The organism is Nocardia sp. NPDC003963, from assembly GCF_053605105.1.
Genome location: NZ_JBSGIP010000078.1, coordinates 1 through 17056 on the forward strand (window position 1 = coordinate 1; position 17056 = coordinate 17056).

Annotated in this window: 15 protein-coding genes and 1 pseudogene; 9 read left to right on the forward strand and 7 right to left on the reverse strand. The window is 68.6% G+C overall.

Annotation, left to right across the window (positions count from 1 at the left end; genetic code table 11):
• Positions 1-311: 311 nt before the first annotated feature.
• Positions 312-1058 (reverse strand): TrmH family RNA methyltransferase, encoded by a 747-nt coding sequence (locus ACWEWT_RS37350; protein WP_452565642.1) that lies wholly within the window; start codon positions 1056-1058, stop codon positions 312-314.
• A gap of 347 nt (positions 1059-1405) precedes the next feature.
• On the opposite strand from ACWEWT_RS37350, the gene ACWEWT_RS37355 reads away from it, so the two are divergent.
• Positions 1406-2596, forward strand: a complete 1191-nt coding sequence (locus ACWEWT_RS37355) for a glycoside hydrolase family 76 protein (RefSeq protein ID WP_452565629.1) — start codon at positions 1406-1408, stop codon at positions 2594-2596.
• 99 nt (positions 2597-2695) lie between these two features.
• On the opposite strand, the pseudogene ACWEWT_RS37360 reads toward ACWEWT_RS37355, so the two are convergent.
• A pseudogene (locus ACWEWT_RS37360) lies at positions 2696-3331 on the reverse strand (DedA family protein); the annotation flags it as partial.
• A gap of 30 nt (positions 3332-3361) precedes the next feature.
• Positions 3362-4102: a DedA family protein gene (locus ACWEWT_RS37365; protein ID WP_452565643.1), complete on the reverse strand. Its 741-nt coding sequence runs from the start codon at positions 4100-4102 to the stop codon at positions 3362-3364.
• A gap of 210 nt (positions 4103-4312) precedes the next feature.
• Here ACWEWT_RS37365 and fbaA point away from each other — a divergent pair, with 210 nt between their 5' ends.
• Entirely contained in the window at positions 4313-5347 is a 1035-nt protein-coding gene (fbaA, locus tag ACWEWT_RS37370; RefSeq protein ID WP_452565630.1) for a class II fructose-bisphosphate aldolase, read from the forward strand.
• 24 nt (positions 5348-5371) lie between these two features.
• Complete coding sequence (locus ACWEWT_RS37375) at positions 5372-6487, forward strand: BTAD domain-containing putative transcriptional regulator (RefSeq protein ID WP_452565631.1); 1116 nt, start codon at positions 5372-5374, stop codon at positions 6485-6487.
• Between the two features lie 4 nt (positions 6488-6491).
• Here ACWEWT_RS37375 and ACWEWT_RS37380 read toward each other — a convergent pair whose 3' ends face one another.
• Positions 6492-7781, reverse strand: coding sequence for an adenylosuccinate synthase (locus ACWEWT_RS37380; RefSeq protein ID WP_452565632.1), 1290 nt, complete (start codon positions 7779-7781; stop codon positions 6492-6494).
• A gap of 199 nt (positions 7782-7980) precedes the next feature.
• On the opposite strand from ACWEWT_RS37380, the gene ACWEWT_RS37385 reads away from it, so the two are divergent.
• Entirely contained in the window at positions 7981-8640 is a 660-nt protein-coding gene (locus tag ACWEWT_RS37385) for a hypothetical protein (protein WP_452565633.1), read from the forward strand.
• A 124-nt stretch (positions 8641-8764) separates the two neighbouring features.
• Positions 8765-9544: a site-2 protease family protein gene (locus tag ACWEWT_RS37390; RefSeq protein WP_452565634.1), complete on the forward strand. Its 780-nt coding sequence runs from the start codon at positions 8765-8767 to the stop codon at positions 9542-9544.
• A gap of 360 nt (positions 9545-9904) precedes the next feature.
• Here ACWEWT_RS37390 and ACWEWT_RS37395 read toward each other — a convergent pair whose 3' ends face one another.
• Complete coding sequence (locus tag ACWEWT_RS37395) at positions 9905-10999, reverse strand: FUSC family protein (protein WP_452565635.1); 1095 nt, start codon at positions 10997-10999, stop codon at positions 9905-9907.
• 68 nt (positions 11000-11067) lie between these two features.
• Positions 11068-11511 carry a DUF3151 domain-containing protein gene (locus ACWEWT_RS37400; RefSeq protein ID WP_452565636.1) on the reverse strand — a complete coding sequence of 148 codons (444 nt, stop codon included), beginning with the start codon at positions 11509-11511 and terminating at the stop codon, positions 11068-11070.
• 85 nt (positions 11512-11596) lie between these two features.
• On the opposite strand from ACWEWT_RS37400, the gene ACWEWT_RS37405 reads away from it, so the two are divergent.
• The 3 genes from ACWEWT_RS37405 (at position 11597) to ACWEWT_RS37415 (ending at position 15085) form a co-directional block, all read left to right on the forward strand.
• Positions 11597-13876, forward strand: coding sequence for an Rv0361 family membrane protein (locus ACWEWT_RS37405; protein ID WP_452565637.1), 2280 nt, complete (start codon positions 11597-11599; stop codon positions 13874-13876).
• Positions 13877-14064: 188 nt separating this feature from the next.
• Positions 14065-14361, forward strand: coding sequence for an excalibur calcium-binding domain-containing protein (locus ACWEWT_RS37410; protein ID WP_452565638.1), 297 nt, complete (start codon positions 14065-14067; stop codon positions 14359-14361).
• A 436-nt stretch (positions 14362-14797) separates the two neighbouring features.
• Entirely contained in the window at positions 14798-15085 is a 288-nt protein-coding gene (locus tag ACWEWT_RS37415; RefSeq protein WP_452565639.1) for a hypothetical protein, read from the forward strand.
• 79 nt (positions 15086-15164) lie between these two features.
• On the opposite strand, the gene ACWEWT_RS37420 is transcribed toward ACWEWT_RS37415, so the two are convergent.
• Positions 15165-15374 carry a hypothetical protein gene (locus ACWEWT_RS37420; RefSeq protein ID WP_452565640.1) on the reverse strand — a complete coding sequence of 70 codons (210 nt, stop codon included), beginning with the start codon at positions 15372-15374 and terminating at the stop codon, positions 15165-15167.
• A gap of 61 nt (positions 15375-15435) precedes the next feature.
• Between ACWEWT_RS37420 and yczR the strand changes: the two genes are divergently transcribed.
• Positions 15436-16935 (forward strand): MocR-like transcription factor YczR, encoded by a 1500-nt coding sequence (gene yczR, locus ACWEWT_RS37425; RefSeq protein WP_452565641.1) that lies wholly within the window; start codon positions 15436-15438, stop codon positions 16933-16935.
• The last annotated feature ends 121 nt before the right edge of the window (positions 16936-17056 follow it).

Genomic DNA, 17056 nt, shown 5'->3' on the forward strand with positions numbered 1-17056 from the left:
GCGGGGTGGGGCCCTATCAACCCCGGTTCTTCACTCCGGCGCTCAGTCGCTGCGCTCCTTCGCTCTGTCGCTCCAGAACCGGGGCGGGCCCCACCTGCGGATGTGGACCATTCGGAGTAGAGGGGAGGTGGGTGCGGCACTTAGGCAAGCCCTGTGTAGGCCGCCACGTGACTGCGGATGTTCGAGAGGTTGCGGGTTTGTGTGTGGATTCCCCTGAGGGTGCTCATGGCATGGCATGTGCTCGATGGTCGTCGAATTACCGGCGGCCGGCGCGGCATATCGTGCGGACGGTTCACCCGCGCCCGGCGGATTCACCAGGCGGTGGTGAGGTCCGCGTGTTGACGGATCCAGGTGTGCATGGCGATACCCGCCGCCACCCCGGCGTTGATACTGCGGGTGGAACCGAACTGGGCGATGGATACGGTGAGCACCGCTGCGTCGCGGGCGCTTTCGGTGACACCGGGCCCCTCCTGCCCGAACAGCAGCAGGCAACGCCGCGGCAGCCGAACGGTTTCCAGGGGGACCGAACCCGGGACGTTGTCCACGGCGACCACGCTCAGGTCCTCGGACCGGGCGAATTCGAGCAGTGCCTCGATATCCGGATGATGCGTGATGTGCTGATAGCGGTCGGTGACCATGGCGCCGCGCCGGTTCCAGCGGCGGCGTCCGACGATATGTACCGCGCCCGCGGCGAACGCGTTCGCGGTGCGCACCACGGTGCCGATATTGGCGTCGTGGCCGAAGTTCTCGATGGCGATGTGGAAAGGGTGGCGGCGGCGGTCGATATCGGCCACGATCGCTTCCCTGGACCAGTAGCGGTAGGCATCGACGACATTGCGGCGGTCGCCTTCGGCCAGCAGTGCCGGGTCGAGCCGGTTGTCCTCCGGCGGTGGCCAGGCGTGTTCGGCCGTCCACGGACCGACGCCGTTCGGGTTCTCCCCCCATTCGGTCGGGCCGGGCGGGTGCTCGGCCTCCGGATCGGGGTCGGCCGAATCCTGTCCCGCTGCCGGTTCCGTATCGGGCGTCTGCGCCGCGGCGTCCCCGGAAGTCTGGCTCACGATCCGGGCGGGGTTCGTATCGGCCGGTAGCGCTGGGTTGGTCACGGGTTGATCGTAGTGCGGGCGGTCCGGGGACCATCCGGCTCGGTCTGGTCCACTCGAAAATCGTTGTGCGGCGGCGTGTTCACCGCCGGGCGCGCGACCGGGCCGTGTTCCGGCCCGCCGTACGGCGGGCGACACGCCCGAGCGTATACCCGGCTTTACGATTCTCGGAGACCCGTTCGCCGCCCCGTCCGGGCGCAATTCCGCGAGGTCCGGACCGAATCCTGGCGAAGTCGAACGGTTCCGCGTCGAGTCGATAACAATTGAGCGGCGGAAAAGCCGATTCGCCTGGCAATATGGGTTTCATGACCCCGCCCAGCGACGATCTCGACGTTCCCCGGCGCTCGGCCGGGCAACAGCGCCGGCAGCTGGGGGACCCCGCGACCCGCTGGTCCGAGCGGGCCGACCGGGCCGAGGCCGCGATCGTATCCCGTCATCTGCGGCCGGTCTGGCTGCTGCCGGGGACCGCGCTGGGGGTGGTGGGCTGGCCGCCGGTCCGGCGGGAGCGGTTCTTCTTCACCTGGCACTACTGGTGGCAGGCCCATCTCATCGACTGTGCCGTCGACGCCGCCAATCGCGCGCCGACCATCGAACGGCGCAAACGGGTGGCCACCCTGGTCCGTTCCCATCGGCTCCGCAATATCTCCGGATGGACCAACCGCTATTACGACGATATGGCCTGGCTGGCCATCGCCCTGGAACGCGCGGCCCGGATCCACGACAACAAAGAGGCCGTGGGGGCGCTCGGTCCGCTCGAGCAGAAACTGCACACCGCGTGGAATCCGGCGGTCGGCGGTGGAATCCCCTGGCGGGTCGGCGCGGATTTCTACAATGCGCCGGCCAACGGTCCGGCCGGTATCGCGCTGGCCCGGCTCGGCCGCTACGAGCGGGCGGCCGAAATGGCGGACTGGATCGACGAGACGCTGCGCGATCCGGAGACCGGTCTCGTCTTCGACGGTATCCACCTCCCCTCCGGCGAGCTGGAACGGCCGATCTACAGCTACTGCCAGGGTGTGGTGCTGGGATTGGAGACCGAGCTCGCGGTGCACACCGGCGATTTCGAGCATCTCGATCGGGTCCACCGGCTCCTGGACGCCGTGGAAGACCAGCTGACCGTCGACTGTGTGGTGCGTGGTGGTACCGGTGGTGACGGGGGCCTGTTCAACGGGATCCTCATCCGGTACCTCGCGCTGGTCGCGCTCATGCTGCCCGGGAAAGAACACGAACAACTCGCCGACCGCCGTACCGCGGCGCGGATCGTGAAGGAGTCGGCGGCCGCGGCCTGGGAGAACCGGCTCGACGTCGAGGGCGAACCGCTGTTCGGCCACGACTGGACCGTATCCGCTCAGCTGCCCAGTGGTAGCGGCGGCGCCGGTGGGGTCACCTCCAACGGCGCGGTCAGCTCCTCCCGGGTACCCGAGCGTGACCTATCGGTGCAGCTCTCGGGCTGGATGCTCATGGAAGCCGCCCATATGGTCACCGCGGCCGGGCTGTAGCTCACGCCGGTCGCGCGCGTTGGCGGGGTGGTATCCGGGTGTCCGATCCGTGCGGCCGAGGCCGGGTAGCGGCATGGTGTCGGCATCGGCTCCGGCGGATTCGAGATCGAAGTCCTCTTCCGGCTGGGACATCTCCTGCCGGTACTGCCGGATGCCGATGATCGTGCCGACGATCAGGCACACCACCAGCGATCCGATCACGATCGGCATGAGCCAGGAGATCTGCTGGATGAAGCCGCCCGCATAGTACCCCATCAGCAGTAGTACCGGGGCCCAGATGATGGCGCCGATGGTGCTCGCGACGGTGTAGCGGCGGTGCTCCATCCCGGCGGCACCGGCCACCATCGGGCACAGCGTGCGCACCCAGGGGATCCAGCGCGCGACCAGTACCGCCACGAATCCGTGCCGCTCCAGCAGATCGGCCACCCGGGCCAGGTTGCGCGTATTGATATAGCGCCCGTTCTTACGGGCGACGAGCCGGTGCCCGGTTCGTCGCCCGACCATATAGCCGACCTGGTTACCGGCGATGGCGGCGACCATCGCGCCCACCGCCAGCAGCCATACCTGGGTCTCCCCGGTGGCGTGGGAGGCCATCACGATTCCCGCTGTCAACAGCATCGAATCGCCCGGCAGGAACAACCCGAGAATGAACGCGCATTCCAGGAAGACGAAGGTGAGGACCACGGTCCAGACCAGCGCCGGTCCGGCGGAGATCAGGGGTTCGAAGCTGCCCATCGCATGGGGCACGGCCTGGGCGCTCACCACTTACCGAACGGGAGAATCGTTCGCGCCGACCGGCCTGGTGCTCGGCACCACCGGCAGGGGCATGGTGCTGTCGACCTCGGTGGGCAGATCCATGGCGGGCAGTTCCGCGGTCGAGGTCAGCCGACCGTCGGTCTCCCCAGCCGCTTTCTTGCGCCCGAGCAATTTCTTGGCGACCGCGCTGATACCCGGCAGGATCGAGACGAACACGATGAGCAGGAAGATGGCCTCTACGTGGTCACGGATGAACGCGACATTGCCGAGGAAATACCCGAGGACGGTCACGCCGCCGCCCCAGGCGATGGCGCCGACGATATCGAAGGCGACATAGCGCCGGTAGCTCATTTTGGAAACCCCGGCCAGGACCGGCATGAAAGTCCGGACGATCGGGACGAAACGGGCCAGGATGATCGTTTTGGGGCCGTGCTTCTCGAAGAATTCGTGCGTTTCGGTGACATAGCTCTTCTTGAAGAAGCGCGTGTCCTCCTTGTTGAACAACGCGGGACCGATGGCCCGGCCGATCCAATAACCGCACTGGTCACCGGCGAAGGCGATGAAGACGACGGCCGGCACGAGCACCCAGATCGATACCGGCGGATTGGGTTGCGCGGCCAGCAGACCACCCGTGAACAGCAGTGAATCGCCGGGAAGCAGCGGGAAGAGCAGACCGGTTTCGATGAAGACGATCACCAGGATGGCCGGTAGCACCGCATTCTTCAGCCAGGTCTCGGTCAACAGGTGCATCGGGTCGAGCAGTTCGGTCAGAGCCAGATTGCTCGTCACCGCGTCGGTAGCTGCCAGCGCAATCACCCGGCCCACAGTACCGGTTACATCGACGACTGTAGGGTGCGGCGGCGCAAACAATCCCCTTATACCGGATGAAACCTGCCTGCCTTAGGGTATGTGCAGAAACAGACAGTCCCACGTCTGCCGCACAACACGGAGGTCTTCACAGTGCCGATCGCGACTCCGGAGGTCTACGCCGAGATGCTCGGTCAGGCCAAGGCGAACTCTTTCGCCTTCCCGGCCATCAACTGCACATCATCGGAGACGATCAACGCGGCGATCAAGGGTTTCGCCGAGGCGGGCAGTGACGGGATCATCCAGTTCTCCACCGGTGGTGCGGAATTCGGTTCCGGCCAGGGTGTGAAGGATATGGTCACCGGCGCGGTGGCGCTGGCCGAATTCGCCCATGTGGTCGCCGCGAAGTACGGCGTCACCATCGCGCTGCACACCGACCACTGCCCCAAGGACAAGCTCGACGGGTTCGTCCGCCCGTTGCTGGCCGTTTCGCAGGAGCGGGTGGACGCGGGACAGAACCCGCTGTTCCAGTCGCATATGTGGGACGGTTCGGCCGTTCCGATCGACGAGAACCTCTCGATCGCCCAGGAGCTGCTCTCCGCCGCTGCCGCCGCGAAGATCATCCTCGAGGTCGAGATCGGTGTCGTCGGTGGTGAAGAGGACGGTGTCGAGGCCGAGATCAACGACAAGCTCTACACTTCGCCCGCGGACTTCGAGAAGACCATCGACGCGCTCGGCTCCGGTGAGAAGGGTAAATACCTGCTCGCCGCCACCTTCGGCAATGTGCACGGTGTGTACAAGCCGGGCAATGTGGTCCTCAAGCCCGAGGTGCTGGCCGAGGGCCAACGGGTCGCCGCGGCCAAGCTGGGTCTGGCCAACGACGCCCAGCCGTTCGATTTCGTGTTCCACGGCGGTTCCGGCTCGCTGAAGTCGGAGATCGACGATTCGCTGCGCTACGGCGTGGTGAAGATGAATGTCGATACCGACACCCAGTACGCCTTCACCCGGCCCATCGCCGCCCATATGTTCAGCAACTACGACGGTGTGCTGAAGATCGACGGCGAGGTCGGCAACAAGAAGGCCTACGATCCGCGCAGCTACCTGAAGAAGGCCGAGCTGTCGATGGCCGATCGGGTGGTGCAGGCATGCAACGACCTGCGCTCCGCAGGGCGTTCCATCAGTGCCTGATCCCTTCTCACCGCTAGTAGCCAGATGACTCTCGACCTCCGTGTGCTGGGGCCCGTGCAGTTACTGGTCGGCGGTGAGCCGGTACCGGTCGGCGGGCCCAAACCGCGGGCGCTGTTGGCGGCGCTCGCGGTGAACCGCCGCCGGGCCGTGTCCTCGTCCACCCTGGCCGATATGGTCTGGAACGAGGAGCCGCCCGACGCATACGCGGCCAGCCTGCAGGTATTCGTATCGAATATCCGCAAGGCGCTCCGGAATTCCGGTATCGATCCGGCCGGTGTACTGCGCACGGAATCCTCGGGTTATCGGCTCGAGATCGCCGACGACGCCTGTGACCTCGGCCGGTTCGAAGCCGCGCGTGACGCCGGCACCCGGGCGTCGGGTGCCGGTGATCACGCGTCCGCGTCCCGGCTGTTCGCCACCGCCCTGCGCGAATGGAACGGACGCGCCCTGTCCGACCTCGTCGGGCTCGGTTTCGCCGACAGTTTCGCCACCGCGATGGAGGAAGAGCGGCTGCTGGCGGTGTCGGCGCGGTTCGACGCGGAGATCACCTGCGGCCGGGCCACCGCCGTGATCGGCGAACTGGTCGCGCTCACCAGCGAACATCCGCTCCGGGAACCGCTGTGGGCTCAGCTCATCACCGCGCTGTACCTGTCCGAACGGCATGCCGACGCGCTGGAGGCGTGCCGGCGGGTGCGTGCGGTCCTGGCCGAAGAACTCGGTATCGATCCCGGCCCCGCCCTGCTCGAACTGGAGCGGCGGGTGCTGCGCCAGGAGCCGCTGAGCACCGTCGAGATGAAGAGCGTCGAGCGGATGGCCGCGGCGATGACCGATACGGTCACCGAGGTACCGCGCACCGTGCGCAGCGGTCAGTTGCGGCTACCGGACGGCCGGACCGTGGTGGTCGCCCACGGTGGTTTCCGGATAGGCCGGATGACCGATAACGATCTGATCCTCGACGATCCGAAGGCCAGCCGCTATCACGCCCAGATCAAACTGGGCCGGGCCGGACTGCTGATCGAGGATCTGGATTCGGCGAACGGCGTCTTCGTCAACGAACAGCCGATCGACTCCGCGCTGCTGGCCGACGGCGATGCCATCCGGATCGGCGGCACGGTGCTGGGGTTCCAGGCCGTCCGCTGATACCTCAGCCGAGGATGTCGTGGCGGACGATGGTCTCGTCGCGCCCCGGGCCGACTCCGATACAGGAGATCCGGGCACCCGACAGTTCCTCGAGCCGGAGCACGTAGGCCCGGGCGTTGGCGGGCAGTTCCTCGAAGGTGCGCGCCCCGGAGATGTCCTCCCACCAGCCGGGCATCTCCTCGAAAATGGGTTTGGCGTGATGGAATCCGGTCTGCGTGGTCGGCATCTGCTCGACCCGTTCGCCGTCCACCTCGTAGGCCACACAGATCGGCACCCGGTCCAGGCTCGACAGCACGTCGAGTTTGGTGAGGAAGTAGTCGGTGATGCCGTTGACCCGGGTGGCGTAGCGGGCGATGACCGCGTCGAACCAGCCGCAGCGGCGGGCCCGTCCGGTGGTCACGCCGACCTCCCCGCCCGTCTTGGCCAGGTAGGCGCCCGATTCGTCGAACAGTTCGGTCGGGAACGGGCCGGAGCCGACCCGGGTGGTGTAGCACTTCAGGATGCCCAGCACCGTGCCGATCTGATTGGGCCCGATCCCGGCACCGACCGCGGCGCCACCGGCGGTCGGGTTCGACGAGGTGACATACGGGTAGGTGCCGTGGTCCACGTCGAGCAGGGTGCCCTGCGAGCCCTCGAGCAGTACGGTCTCGCCGCGTTCGAGAGCCAGGTTCAGCTCCAGGCGGGTATCGCTGATGCGGTGCGCGAACTTCTCGGCCTGGCCCAGCACCTCCTCGACCACCTGCTGGGGGTCCAGGGCGCGCCGGTTGTAGATCTTGACCAGCACCTGGTTCTTGAATTCGAGCGCGGCCTCCACCTTCTGGGTGAGGATCTTCTCGTCGAGCACATCGGCGACACGTACCCCGACCCGCGCGACCTTGTCCTGGTAGCAGGGGCCGATACCGCGGCCGGTGGTGCCGATCTTGTTGTTGCCGAGGAACCGCTCGGTGACCTTATCGATGGCCACGTGGTACGGCATGATCAGATGCGCGTCGGCGGACAGCAGCAGATCCGAGGTGTCGACGTCGCGGTCCTCCAGTCCGGCGACTTCGTCGAGCAGCACGCCGGGGTCGACGACCACACCGTTGCCGATGACGTTCTTGACACCGGGGGTCAGGATCCCGGACGGAATCAGGTGTAGCGCGAAATTGTCGCCGTTGGGCAGCACCACGGTATGGCCGGCGTTGTTACCGCCCTGGTACCGCACTACCCACTGCACGCGGCCCCCGAGTAGATCGGTGGCTTTGCCCTTGCCCTCGTCACCCCACTGGGCTCCGATGAGGACGATTGCCGGCATGGTCGTGTCTCCTACGGTTCGACGCGCAACACGTGAGTGCTGCAGCTACCTGCCGTAATGCGGAGGAAGCCGGGAGCACAGTCTAGCCGAGCCCGTCCGGCGGCCGGGGAACGGTCGCCGCGGCCGGGCCGTTGCGCGGGTCGCCACCGGGGACCCTCTACACTCTTGGGTGACCGGTCCGAGGGAGGGTGTTGGGCGTTTGAGTACCCAGGTTCTCCGCTGTGCCGACGCACCGGTACCCATCGCTCTGGCCGCGCTGCCGACCGCGCAGACCGAGGCAGTGCCGAGTTCCGGCCTGATCGACGAGCTGCTCCCGGTGCTGGCGGCCGACAGCCTGCCGCGTTTGATCGTGCTCGGCGGCGACGCGGCGCTGGCCGCTGTGCTCACTCATCTGATGCGGACCGAACGGTTGCACGTGGAGGTCGGGTACGTACCGCTGGAGCGGTCCTACGGGGCGCTGGCCTACGATCTGCCGACCGGGAACGCGGCGGCCAAACTGGCGCTCGAGGGCACTGCCACGGAGACCCCACTGGTGCGCGACGACACCGGTACGGTCCTGGCGGGACGCGCCAAGATCACCGGCCCGGAGGGTGCCCCGCTGACCGGGGAAGCCTATGTCGACGACACCCGCCTGTTCTCCGGCTCGGTCCGGGCCATGTTCGTGACCCCCACACTGGAGCTGCCCGGAGTCCGGGCGAGTTTTCCGCGCCGCTTCCGGCGCCGCCGCTGGACCGCGGGCCGGGCCGCGCAGCTCGGGACCCCGGGCGCGGTGATCAACCGGGACGGTGTGCAGAGCGACCGGGTGGTACCGCGGTCGACCTTCTACCGGCACCACGAACCCTGGCTGCTGGTCCGCTGATGCGATCCCTCCGCCTCGACTGCGCTCGCCCGGATATCCGTGCCTCCGGGTGGCCGGTGCCGGGCCGCGGTGGTTCGCTCGTTTCGCGATCCGGCCCGGTTCGGACGAGTATCGGCGGCGGGTCGTGACCCGCGATATATCGGCGCTGCGCCGCGGCGCGGTGCGGCCGAGCCCGGTGTTCCTGCTCGTGCTCGCCGTCGCGGTAGCCGGTGGGGTACTGGCCTGGGGCGCCGAGCTGGATTCGGTACAGGCCAAGGCCGGGGTCTTCGTACTGGTGGTGTTCGGCTGGGTGGTGAGCCTGTGCCTGCACGAGTTCGCCCACGCTTTTCTCGCGTGGCGGGCCGGTGACCGCGAGGTGGAGTTGCGTGGATACCTGACCCTGAATCCGCTCAAATACAGCCATCCGCTGCTGTCCATCGTGTTGCCGATGATCTTCATCGCGCTCGGCGGGATCGGTCTGCCGGGTGGAGCTGTCTATGTGCACACCCATCAGGTCCCGGCGCGGACGCAACGGTTGATCAGTGCGGCGGGTCCCGCCGTGAACGCGGTCTGCGCGGTGGTGCTGCTGCTGGTGGTACGCGTATTCGGGAGTGCGACCGAGCACGCGGCTTTCTGGTTCGGGCTCAGCTTCCTGGCGTTCCTACAGGTCACCGCCACCCTGCTCAATCTGCTGCCGATACCCGGCCTGGACGGCTACGGCGTAGTGGAGCCCTCGCTCAGCTACAAGACCCGGCGCGGATTGGAACAGTTCAAACCCTTCGGCATGCTCATCCTGTTCGCGCTGCTGTTCACCCCGTCGATCAACCAGGTGTTCTTCGACGCGGTCTACGCGCTCTACGACCTGTCCGGGGTTTCCGAGCAGTGGTCGCGCTACGGCGGATATCTGACCCGATTCTGGGCGTAGATCCAGCCCGGGCGGCGCGCGGGAGTTCCGAGAGGGCCCGCCCGGCGCGGCGCCGGCCGGACGGGCCCGGATTCCCCGCCCGGGCCGGCGTCCGGGTATCCGAAACATTCGGCGCTGGCGCGCCGTCCGTCGGCGACGCGGCGCACGGGAGGGGTCCCACCGAACCGGCCGTGGGCCGGTCCGGTCCTGTTTCACATTAGTGGAGACCGGACGCGGCGGTACAGGTAGTCCGCTACTCGAATCCGGCCCGTGGCCTGGCGATGTGTCCGGTGGAGCAGGCGTCCGCCGGGTTCGGCGGCCCCGGCAACCGGGTGGCGAACAATTGTGCCCCGGCGGCGGCACCGCGAGCGGCCCGGCGAATCAATTATTCGGTGTCACATAGGGATTGGGTACCGTCGGTGGTAGCAGGGCCAGGGCCGACACGCGCTGCACTCCGCATACCTGCAACAGGTCTACCAGGGTGGATCGGATCTGGGCGAACACCACGTGCGCCGACAGACCGGCCCCCGCAACCAACTCCGGGCGGGCCTGTTTGGCCACCGATCGCAAGACCCGGGCGGCCTCCGCGCGGTCGGGTTGTTCGCCGGGATCGGCGAGCAGCATGCGCCGGACCACATCCACGGCGGCGGCCAATTGCTCCACCTCCTCGATCACGCCCGGATCGAGGATCTCGTCGTCGCGCACCAGGGTCAGCGATCGGCGCAGCAGCACTCGGGTATTGCGAACCGCGTTGTCCAAGGGGTCGGCGGCGTCGCGCAGCCGCTCCAGCCGGCCGCGTGAATTCCAGTACAGCGGGGAGATCCGGCTCACCTCGCGTCCGCCCTCGAGCGATTTGCGCAGCGAATCGAGTTGTGCCTGCGTGGCCCGGACCGAGGTGAGCGCGGAGTGCACCTTGGCCGGGTCCTGTTCGAGCAGGCCGTGCGCGCCCTCGGTGAGCGCTTTCCCCATCACCCCGAGGATCGCCGCCGCCTGTTCCCGGGCGCGGCGCACCGGATGCAACGGCAACGCGGCCACGACGACCACCCCGACCAGGCCACCGATCAGCGCGTCGACCATCCGGGACAGCCCGGCGCCGGTATCCGGCGGCATCAGGGTGGCCACCAGCACGGCCGACCCCGACGCCTGGATACCGATGATGGCCCCGCCGTCGAGGAACACCGCCAGCGACATGGCTATCGCCACCACCAGCGCGATCTGCCAGACCCCGGTCCCCACCTGCGAGATGAACAGGTCACCGACACCGATGCCCACGGCGACACCGACCACCAGCTCCAGCGAACGCCGCAGCCGCGCGCCGAAGGCGGTTCCGATGGACACCACCGCGGCGGTCGGCGCGAAGAACGGTAGCGCGTGACCGACCACATCCTTGGCCAGGAACCAGGCCAGCGCCGCCGCCAGCGAGCACTGCAGAATCGGGATCGCCGAGAGGCGGAGCCGTTTCCAGGAACGCCGCATCCGGTCGGCGCCTCTGGTCCCGGCTCGGGCCACCCGGGAATTCGGATCGATCAATGCCGCGGTTTCGCTCAGCCCAGGCCGAGTTCGCCGGCAGCCCGTGGATCACAGTCCTCGAGCAGATCCAGGCAGCGCGCGTATTCGTCGGATTCGCCGACTGTCTTCGCTGCCCGGGCCAGGGCCGCGACACTGCGCAGGAAGCCGCGGTTGGGCTCGTGTTCCCACGGAACCGGACCGAAACCCTTCCAGCCGTTGCGGCGCAGCAGGTCGAGCCCGCGGTGGTAGCCGGTGCGGGCGAACGCGTAGGCGGCGACCACATCGTGGTTGACAGGTTCCGCGGCGTCGGCGGCCCGCTCCAGCGCGGCTTCGGCCAGCGCAGCCCAGGCGATCGAAGCGGCGGGGTTGTCGGCCGCGACCCGCACCGGGTCGGTACCGGCGTCGAGTGCGTCCTCCGCCTCGTGTAGTTCAGGAAGGAGTACCGGTTGCGGTCCGAGCAGATCACCGAACGAGGTCATGGGCTTCATTGTGCACGGGTATCGGGAATGCTCGATAGGCTGGCCATCTACGTCACATTCTGTTCGCCAGCAACGAGGGGTATAGGTGTCGCACCCGACCGACGACAAGGAACCGATCCGCTCCGAATCCGACTCCGGCGCCGGAAACGACTCCGGGGCGGATGCTCCCGCCACGGAGAAGCCGGAGACGCCCGATACCGGAGCGCAGCCCTCGCGGTCAGCGGATGCGGCGACCGGTGCGACGGCCGAGGTGGACGACACCGAAAAGGGAGTGGCGGACGCGGCCACACCGGCCGAATCCGGTGAGCGCGCGTCGGCGGAGCCGACCGGCGACCCGGCGGACGGCGCGGAGAAAACCGAGGTCATCCGGTCGAGCGCGGCCGCGGAGCCCAGCGGGGCGCCGGAGTCGGATTCGGCCGGTGCCGACGACGGGCAGGCGGACCCGGTGGAATCGGATCGTGGCGCCGAAGCGGATACCGAATCCGCGGTTCCGGTCGCGGTGGACGGTTCGGCGGCGGCCGCGGAGTCCGGCGACACCGCGGCGACTGAGCGTGGTGACAGCGGGGCCGGCGAGAGTGCCGAATCGGACGAACCGGCGGCTGCCGCCGCCGAGACCCGGTCAGCGGATGCGGCGACCGAGGTGGACGACACCGGAAAGGGAGTGGCGGACGCCGCCACACCGGCCGAATCCGGCGAGCCCACGTCGGCGGAGCCGGCCGGCGATCCGGCGGACAGTGCGGCGAAGGCATCGCCGGCCGCCGCCGAAACGGAGCAGCCGGAGCCTGCCGGCCCGGCCGATAGCGATCCGGAGCAGCCCGGAGACGATTCGCCCGAGGACGCGACCGCCGAAGTTTCCGTGGTGTCCGATGGACCGGACGAGGCCGCTGCGGCTGTGGCCTCCGGTGACGAGGCCGGTGGCGCGGAGACGAAGGACGATTCCGGTGATACCGGGGCCGGGTCCGACAGCGCGCGGGCCCCCGGTGACGAGGCCGGGCAGGCCGCGGCTGCCGCCGCAGGGGAAACCGCTGATACGAGCGGAGATACCGAAGACGATCCGGCCGGTGCCGACGCGGACACCGAGCACACCGGGTCGGCCGATACCGATGCGGAGTCCGTCACCGGGACCGCCGGATCGGATACCGCCGCGGCGGCGGTCACGGCCGAATTCACGGTGAGCGACAGCGGATCGAGCCTCGCCGACACTGCCGCGGAAGAGCCGGAAGCCGGTCCGGCCGACGGCGCCGGCGATGTGGAAGCCGCCTCGACGGCGACGCCCCCCGAATCCACCGGTGCGGCCGGCGATACCGCGGAAACCGGTGATCCGGCCGTGGACGCCACAGTCGAACTGGAGGCACCCGACGCCGCCGGTACCGAGGCCAGAACTGTGGTGATCCCCAAACCGCAACGGCCGGAGGAGGCGCCGACCGAATCCCTCTCGGTGCGCAAACCTGATCCGAATGCCACCGAGCGCATCGATATGAGCCAGGTGCGCAAGGCCGCTCGCCCCGGCCCGAAGCCGCCCGGCGGTCCGCCGAGCCCGGCCCGTACCGATCGAGTGGGCTCGGGTGCGCAGGGGCCGCTGTCGAAACCGCCCAGCACGCCCCGCCCGCAGTCGGGCCCCAAACGTCCAGGCCCGCAGGCGCCCAGCCGTCCGGATCAGTCCGCGGCGCCGCGGCCGGGTGGGTCCGCCCCGCAACCACAGGGGGTCGGCGGCCCGCAGAGCGCCGGAAGTCCGCAGGGCGCACCGCGACCGGGCGGCGGCCCGGGCCGGCCGGTCGCCGGTGCCCAGCGGCCCGGCGGTGCGCCGTCACCGGCGGATATCAAACCGACCGTGGCCGAACAGCGGGTCGCGCAGTCACCGCAGTTCGGAGCGCCCGGGCAGATCGCGCAACCGCAGCGGGTGCAGCCGGCCGCGGCGCCGGCAGGTTCGGCGAACAACCGCAAATGGCTGATCGCGGCCGGTGCCGCGGTGGTGGTCGTGATCGCGCTGATCGCCGTCGTGGTCGGCGTCGGGTCGGGTGACGATTCTCCACAGGCCCGGATCCGCGCGGCGATCGGTGATTACACCGGCGCGCTGGAGAGCGGCGATCTGGCCGGTCTGCGTGCGGCGACCTGTGGCGGGCTGCACGACTACTACCAGGGGTTGTCCGAGGAGCAGTTCGCCGGTGTGCATCAGCAGGCCGTCGCCGAGGGCAGTATTCCGGATGTGACCGGTGTCGACGCCGTACAGATCACCGACCGGACGGCGCTGGCCCAGGTGAGCGTGCAGACCGAGGCGGATCCGGAGCAGACCGCCCGGACCTTCGATCTGCAGGAGACCGACGGCGGCTGGAAGGTCTGCGATCCGCCGTCCGGCACCCCGTAATCCGCCGAGCCGGAGGGGCACTCGGCGCACCGGCTCCGGCCGATACCGGGCGCCCCGCCGGCGAATTATCCTGCCCGTGCCGCGTTCCCTGCGCGGCACGGGCGTAAACAGTGGCGAAACAAGGGTCTTTCGCAATCGGGCAGTCCGCGTGAGGATGGTGGTACCGCCTCGCTGCAAGGACTTCCACCATGAGAACCCGAACAATATCGACCCGGCTGCTGATCGCGGGCTGCGCGTTGACCTTCCTCGCCGCCGCTCCGGCCGCCGCCGACACCCAGCAGTCGTCGAATCGGTCGCAGGATTCCCATCCGTTGCCCGCCGATCGTGCCGAGAGTGAGCCCGACAAGGACGGAAACCCTTACTACATCAACTGTGCTCACGCCCGCCGTGAGACCGATACCCCGTTGCTGGGCGGTCAGCCCGGTTACTCGTGGCAACTCGACGAGGACGGCGACGGCGTGGCCTGTGAGGTGGGCGAACTCTGAGTCCGCCGCCATTGCCCACGACCGGGTGGGTGGCCGGCACCGGTCGCCGGAATCGGCTCGTACCGGGCATCCGGCCACCGTGTACCGGGATACCGCGATGCCTTACCTCCGCGTAGCCGCTTGCCGCGCACCGCCGGGAACGTGAGGACGTGAATCTCGTCGCCACGGGTGGCGACGAACCGGCAGACCGCCGATCGGCCGACCGGCTCGGCCCGGTCGGGGGAGAGGCGTCTGTACCGGGTGCACCGCCCTCGCGCCGACCGGTAGGAAATCCCCGGCTGCTCTGCTACGGGCCGAACCCCCGGCCCGGCGAGATCTGGCCCGGTCCACCTCCCCGGGCAGTTCGCACGGGGTAGATCTTCCGGTATCCATCGGGCTGGGTATCGGTTACGCTGGCCGCTGCTCGTCGAACACCCCGGGGGATGTGGAGGTGCGCATGGTCACGAGATCCGCTGTTCGATTCGCCGCACTGGCGGCGATGTGTGCCGGAGCGCTCCTGCTCGGGGCGTGTTCGGACAACGAGGGCACCGCCGTACCGGTCGTCCCGGCCGCCGCGTCACAGCAGCAATCGGAGACGCCACAGGAGCGCAGCCTCCGGGTCCGCGACGAACTGGCCCAGTTGGGGTGCGATACCAACTCCTGTATCCAGACGTATTTCGCGTGTGAGGACGGTCTGCTCTCCGGCGAGGTGTGCGAGTTCTACCGCACCCATCCACTGAAATAAACAACCGACCAGTCCAGTGGGGAAACTGGACTGGTCGGTAATCGGAAGAATGCGCGTCCGGGCCCCGGGCCCGCGGGAATCAGGCGGCGTCCCTTTCCCGGTAGGACCGGACGGCGTCCAGGTCACGGTGTATCCGCTCGAGGTCGTACCGGTTCGCCGAGTCTTCGGCGACCGAACCCAGCGGTCGGTATCGGTCCAGCAGCTCGGCGATCCGTGATTCGTGTACGACGTAGTCGTAGGCGATGAATCCGAATGTTCCCACTCCCACGAGTGCCACAAAGAGTGTCATATCTACAGCATCCGCCGACTGGACTTGCCGATAAAGAGCCAATCCCTTAATACTGGACCTTATGGCGACACGGGTGATCGGCGCGACAGGACTGGCTCGCGATCTCGGGCACTGGCGAAACGCGGACGGAGCCGACGGAACTCCCCGCAAAACCGTCCGACCCGCCTACCTCGCGCTGGCCGAAGGAATCCGCCTGCTGATCCACGACGGCCGCGCCCCACTCGGCATCGCCCTACCCAGCGAACGTGACCTGGCCGCCACCCTCGGCGTCAGCCGCACCACCGTCACCTCGACCTATTCGCTGCTGCGCGAGCACGGCTACCTCATCACCCGCCAGGGCTCCCGCAGTACCGTCGCACTGCCGCCGGCCATCGCACACGACGGCACCCGAGCCGCCCGCGGCATCCTGGCCACCATGTCCACCGGCGCCGCGCCGAGCGTGGACCTGACCTACGCGGCGATGACCGCGCCCCCCGAGATGGAAGAGGCCTACGCGGTCGCGCTCCAGGGCATCCCGTCGTATCTGGGCACCCACGGAATGGATCCGGTGGGCATCCTGCCGCTGCGTGAAGCCCTGGCCCGCCGTTACACCGAACGCGGCCTGCCGACCAGCGCCGACCAGATCCTGGTGACCCTCGGCGCCCAGCACGGGCTCCGGCTGCTGCTCAACGTGCTGGCCCCCACCGCGGGCCGGGTCCTCATCGACCACCCCACCTACCCCAATGCCATCGAGGCCATTCGCGATGTGGGTGCCCGCCCGGTACCGGTACCGCTGCGTCTGGAGGACCCGGCCGCCGCCTGGGATCTCGACGGCCTGCGCAGCGCCGCCCGGCAGACCGCCGCGTCGCTGGCCTACCTGGTGCCCGACCACAACAATCCCACCGGCTTCCTGATGGACGACGCGGCCCGCGCCGAACTGGCCGCCATCGCCCGTGACACCCGGATGCTGCTGATCATCGACGAATCCATGGCCGACCTGTCGCTCGGTTCCGCGGCGCCGGTCGCGCCGGTCGCGGCCTTCGCGAAAGGATCCGAGGTCATCACCATCGGCTCGGCGTCCAAATCCTTCTGGGGCGGCCTGCGCGTCGGTTGGATCCGGACCTCGGAATCGCTGATCACCCGGCTGCTGGGCATCCGCGCCACCGTCGACCTCGGCACCCCGGTGATGGATCAACTCGCCGCGGTCCACCTGCTCGAGAACGCCGACCCGATCCTCGACCGGCGCCGGGCACAACTGCGCAGCCAGCGAGAAGCGCTGCTGGCGGCGATGGCCGACGAACTGCCCGGATGGTACATATTGCCCGGAGTCGGCGGGATGTCGGTGTGGGCGCAACTCCCGACCCCGGTATCGACGGCGCTGGCGGCCACCGCGCCGAATCACGGAGTACTGCTGGCAGCGGGACCACGATTCGGTGTGCAGGGGGCGTTCGAACGCTTCCTACGATTGCCCTACACGAGCCCGGAACCCGATCTGCGGCGCGCAGTGACCGCCATCGCGACGGCCTACGCGACCCTGGGCCCACAAGCCACCGATTCACTCCAGCCCCTCACCTGCTACTGAAATATCGGCGCCGCCTCCGGCGGCGTGGGTGGGGCCCTATCAACCCCGGTTCTTCACTCCTACGCTCAGTCGCTGCGCTCCTTCGCTCTGTCGCTCCAGAACCGGGGCGGGCCCCACCCAC

Coding starts and splice junctions, on each gene's coding strand:
- ACWEWT_RS37355 (WP_452565629.1), top strand. CDS start 1,406: ATGACCCCGCCCAGCGACGATCTCGACGTTCCCCGGCGCTCGGCCGGG.
- ACWEWT_RS37365 (WP_452565643.1), bottom strand. CDS start 4,102: ATGCACCTGTTGACCGAGACCTGGCTGAAGAATGCGGTGCTACCGGCC.
- ACWEWT_RS37375 (WP_452565631.1), top strand. CDS start 5,372: ATGACTCTCGACCTCCGTGTGCTGGGGCCCGTGCAGTTACTGGTCGGC.
- ACWEWT_RS37380 (WP_452565632.1), bottom strand. CDS start 7,781: ATGCCGGCAATCGTCCTCATCGGAGCCCAGTGGGGTGACGAGGGCAAG.
- ACWEWT_RS37395 (WP_452565635.1), bottom strand. CDS start 10,999: ATGCGGCGTTCCTGGAAACGGCTCCGCCTCTCGGCGATCCCGATTCTG.
- ACWEWT_RS37400 (WP_452565636.1), bottom strand. CDS start 11,511: ATGACCTCGTTCGGTGATCTGCTCGGACCGCAACCGGTACTCCTTCCT.
- ACWEWT_RS37410 (WP_452565638.1), top strand. CDS start 14,065: ATGAGAACCCGAACAATATCGACCCGGCTGCTGATCGCGGGCTGCGCG.
- ACWEWT_RS37415 (WP_452565639.1), top strand. CDS start 14,798: ATGGTCACGAGATCCGCTGTTCGATTCGCCGCACTGGCGGCGATGTGT.
- ACWEWT_RS37420 (WP_452565640.1), bottom strand. CDS start 15,374: ATGACACTCTTTGTGGCACTCGTGGGAGTGGGAACATTCGGATTCATC.
- yczR (WP_452565641.1), top strand. CDS start 15,436: ATGGCGACACGGGTGATCGGCGCGACAGGACTGGCTCGCGATCTCGGG.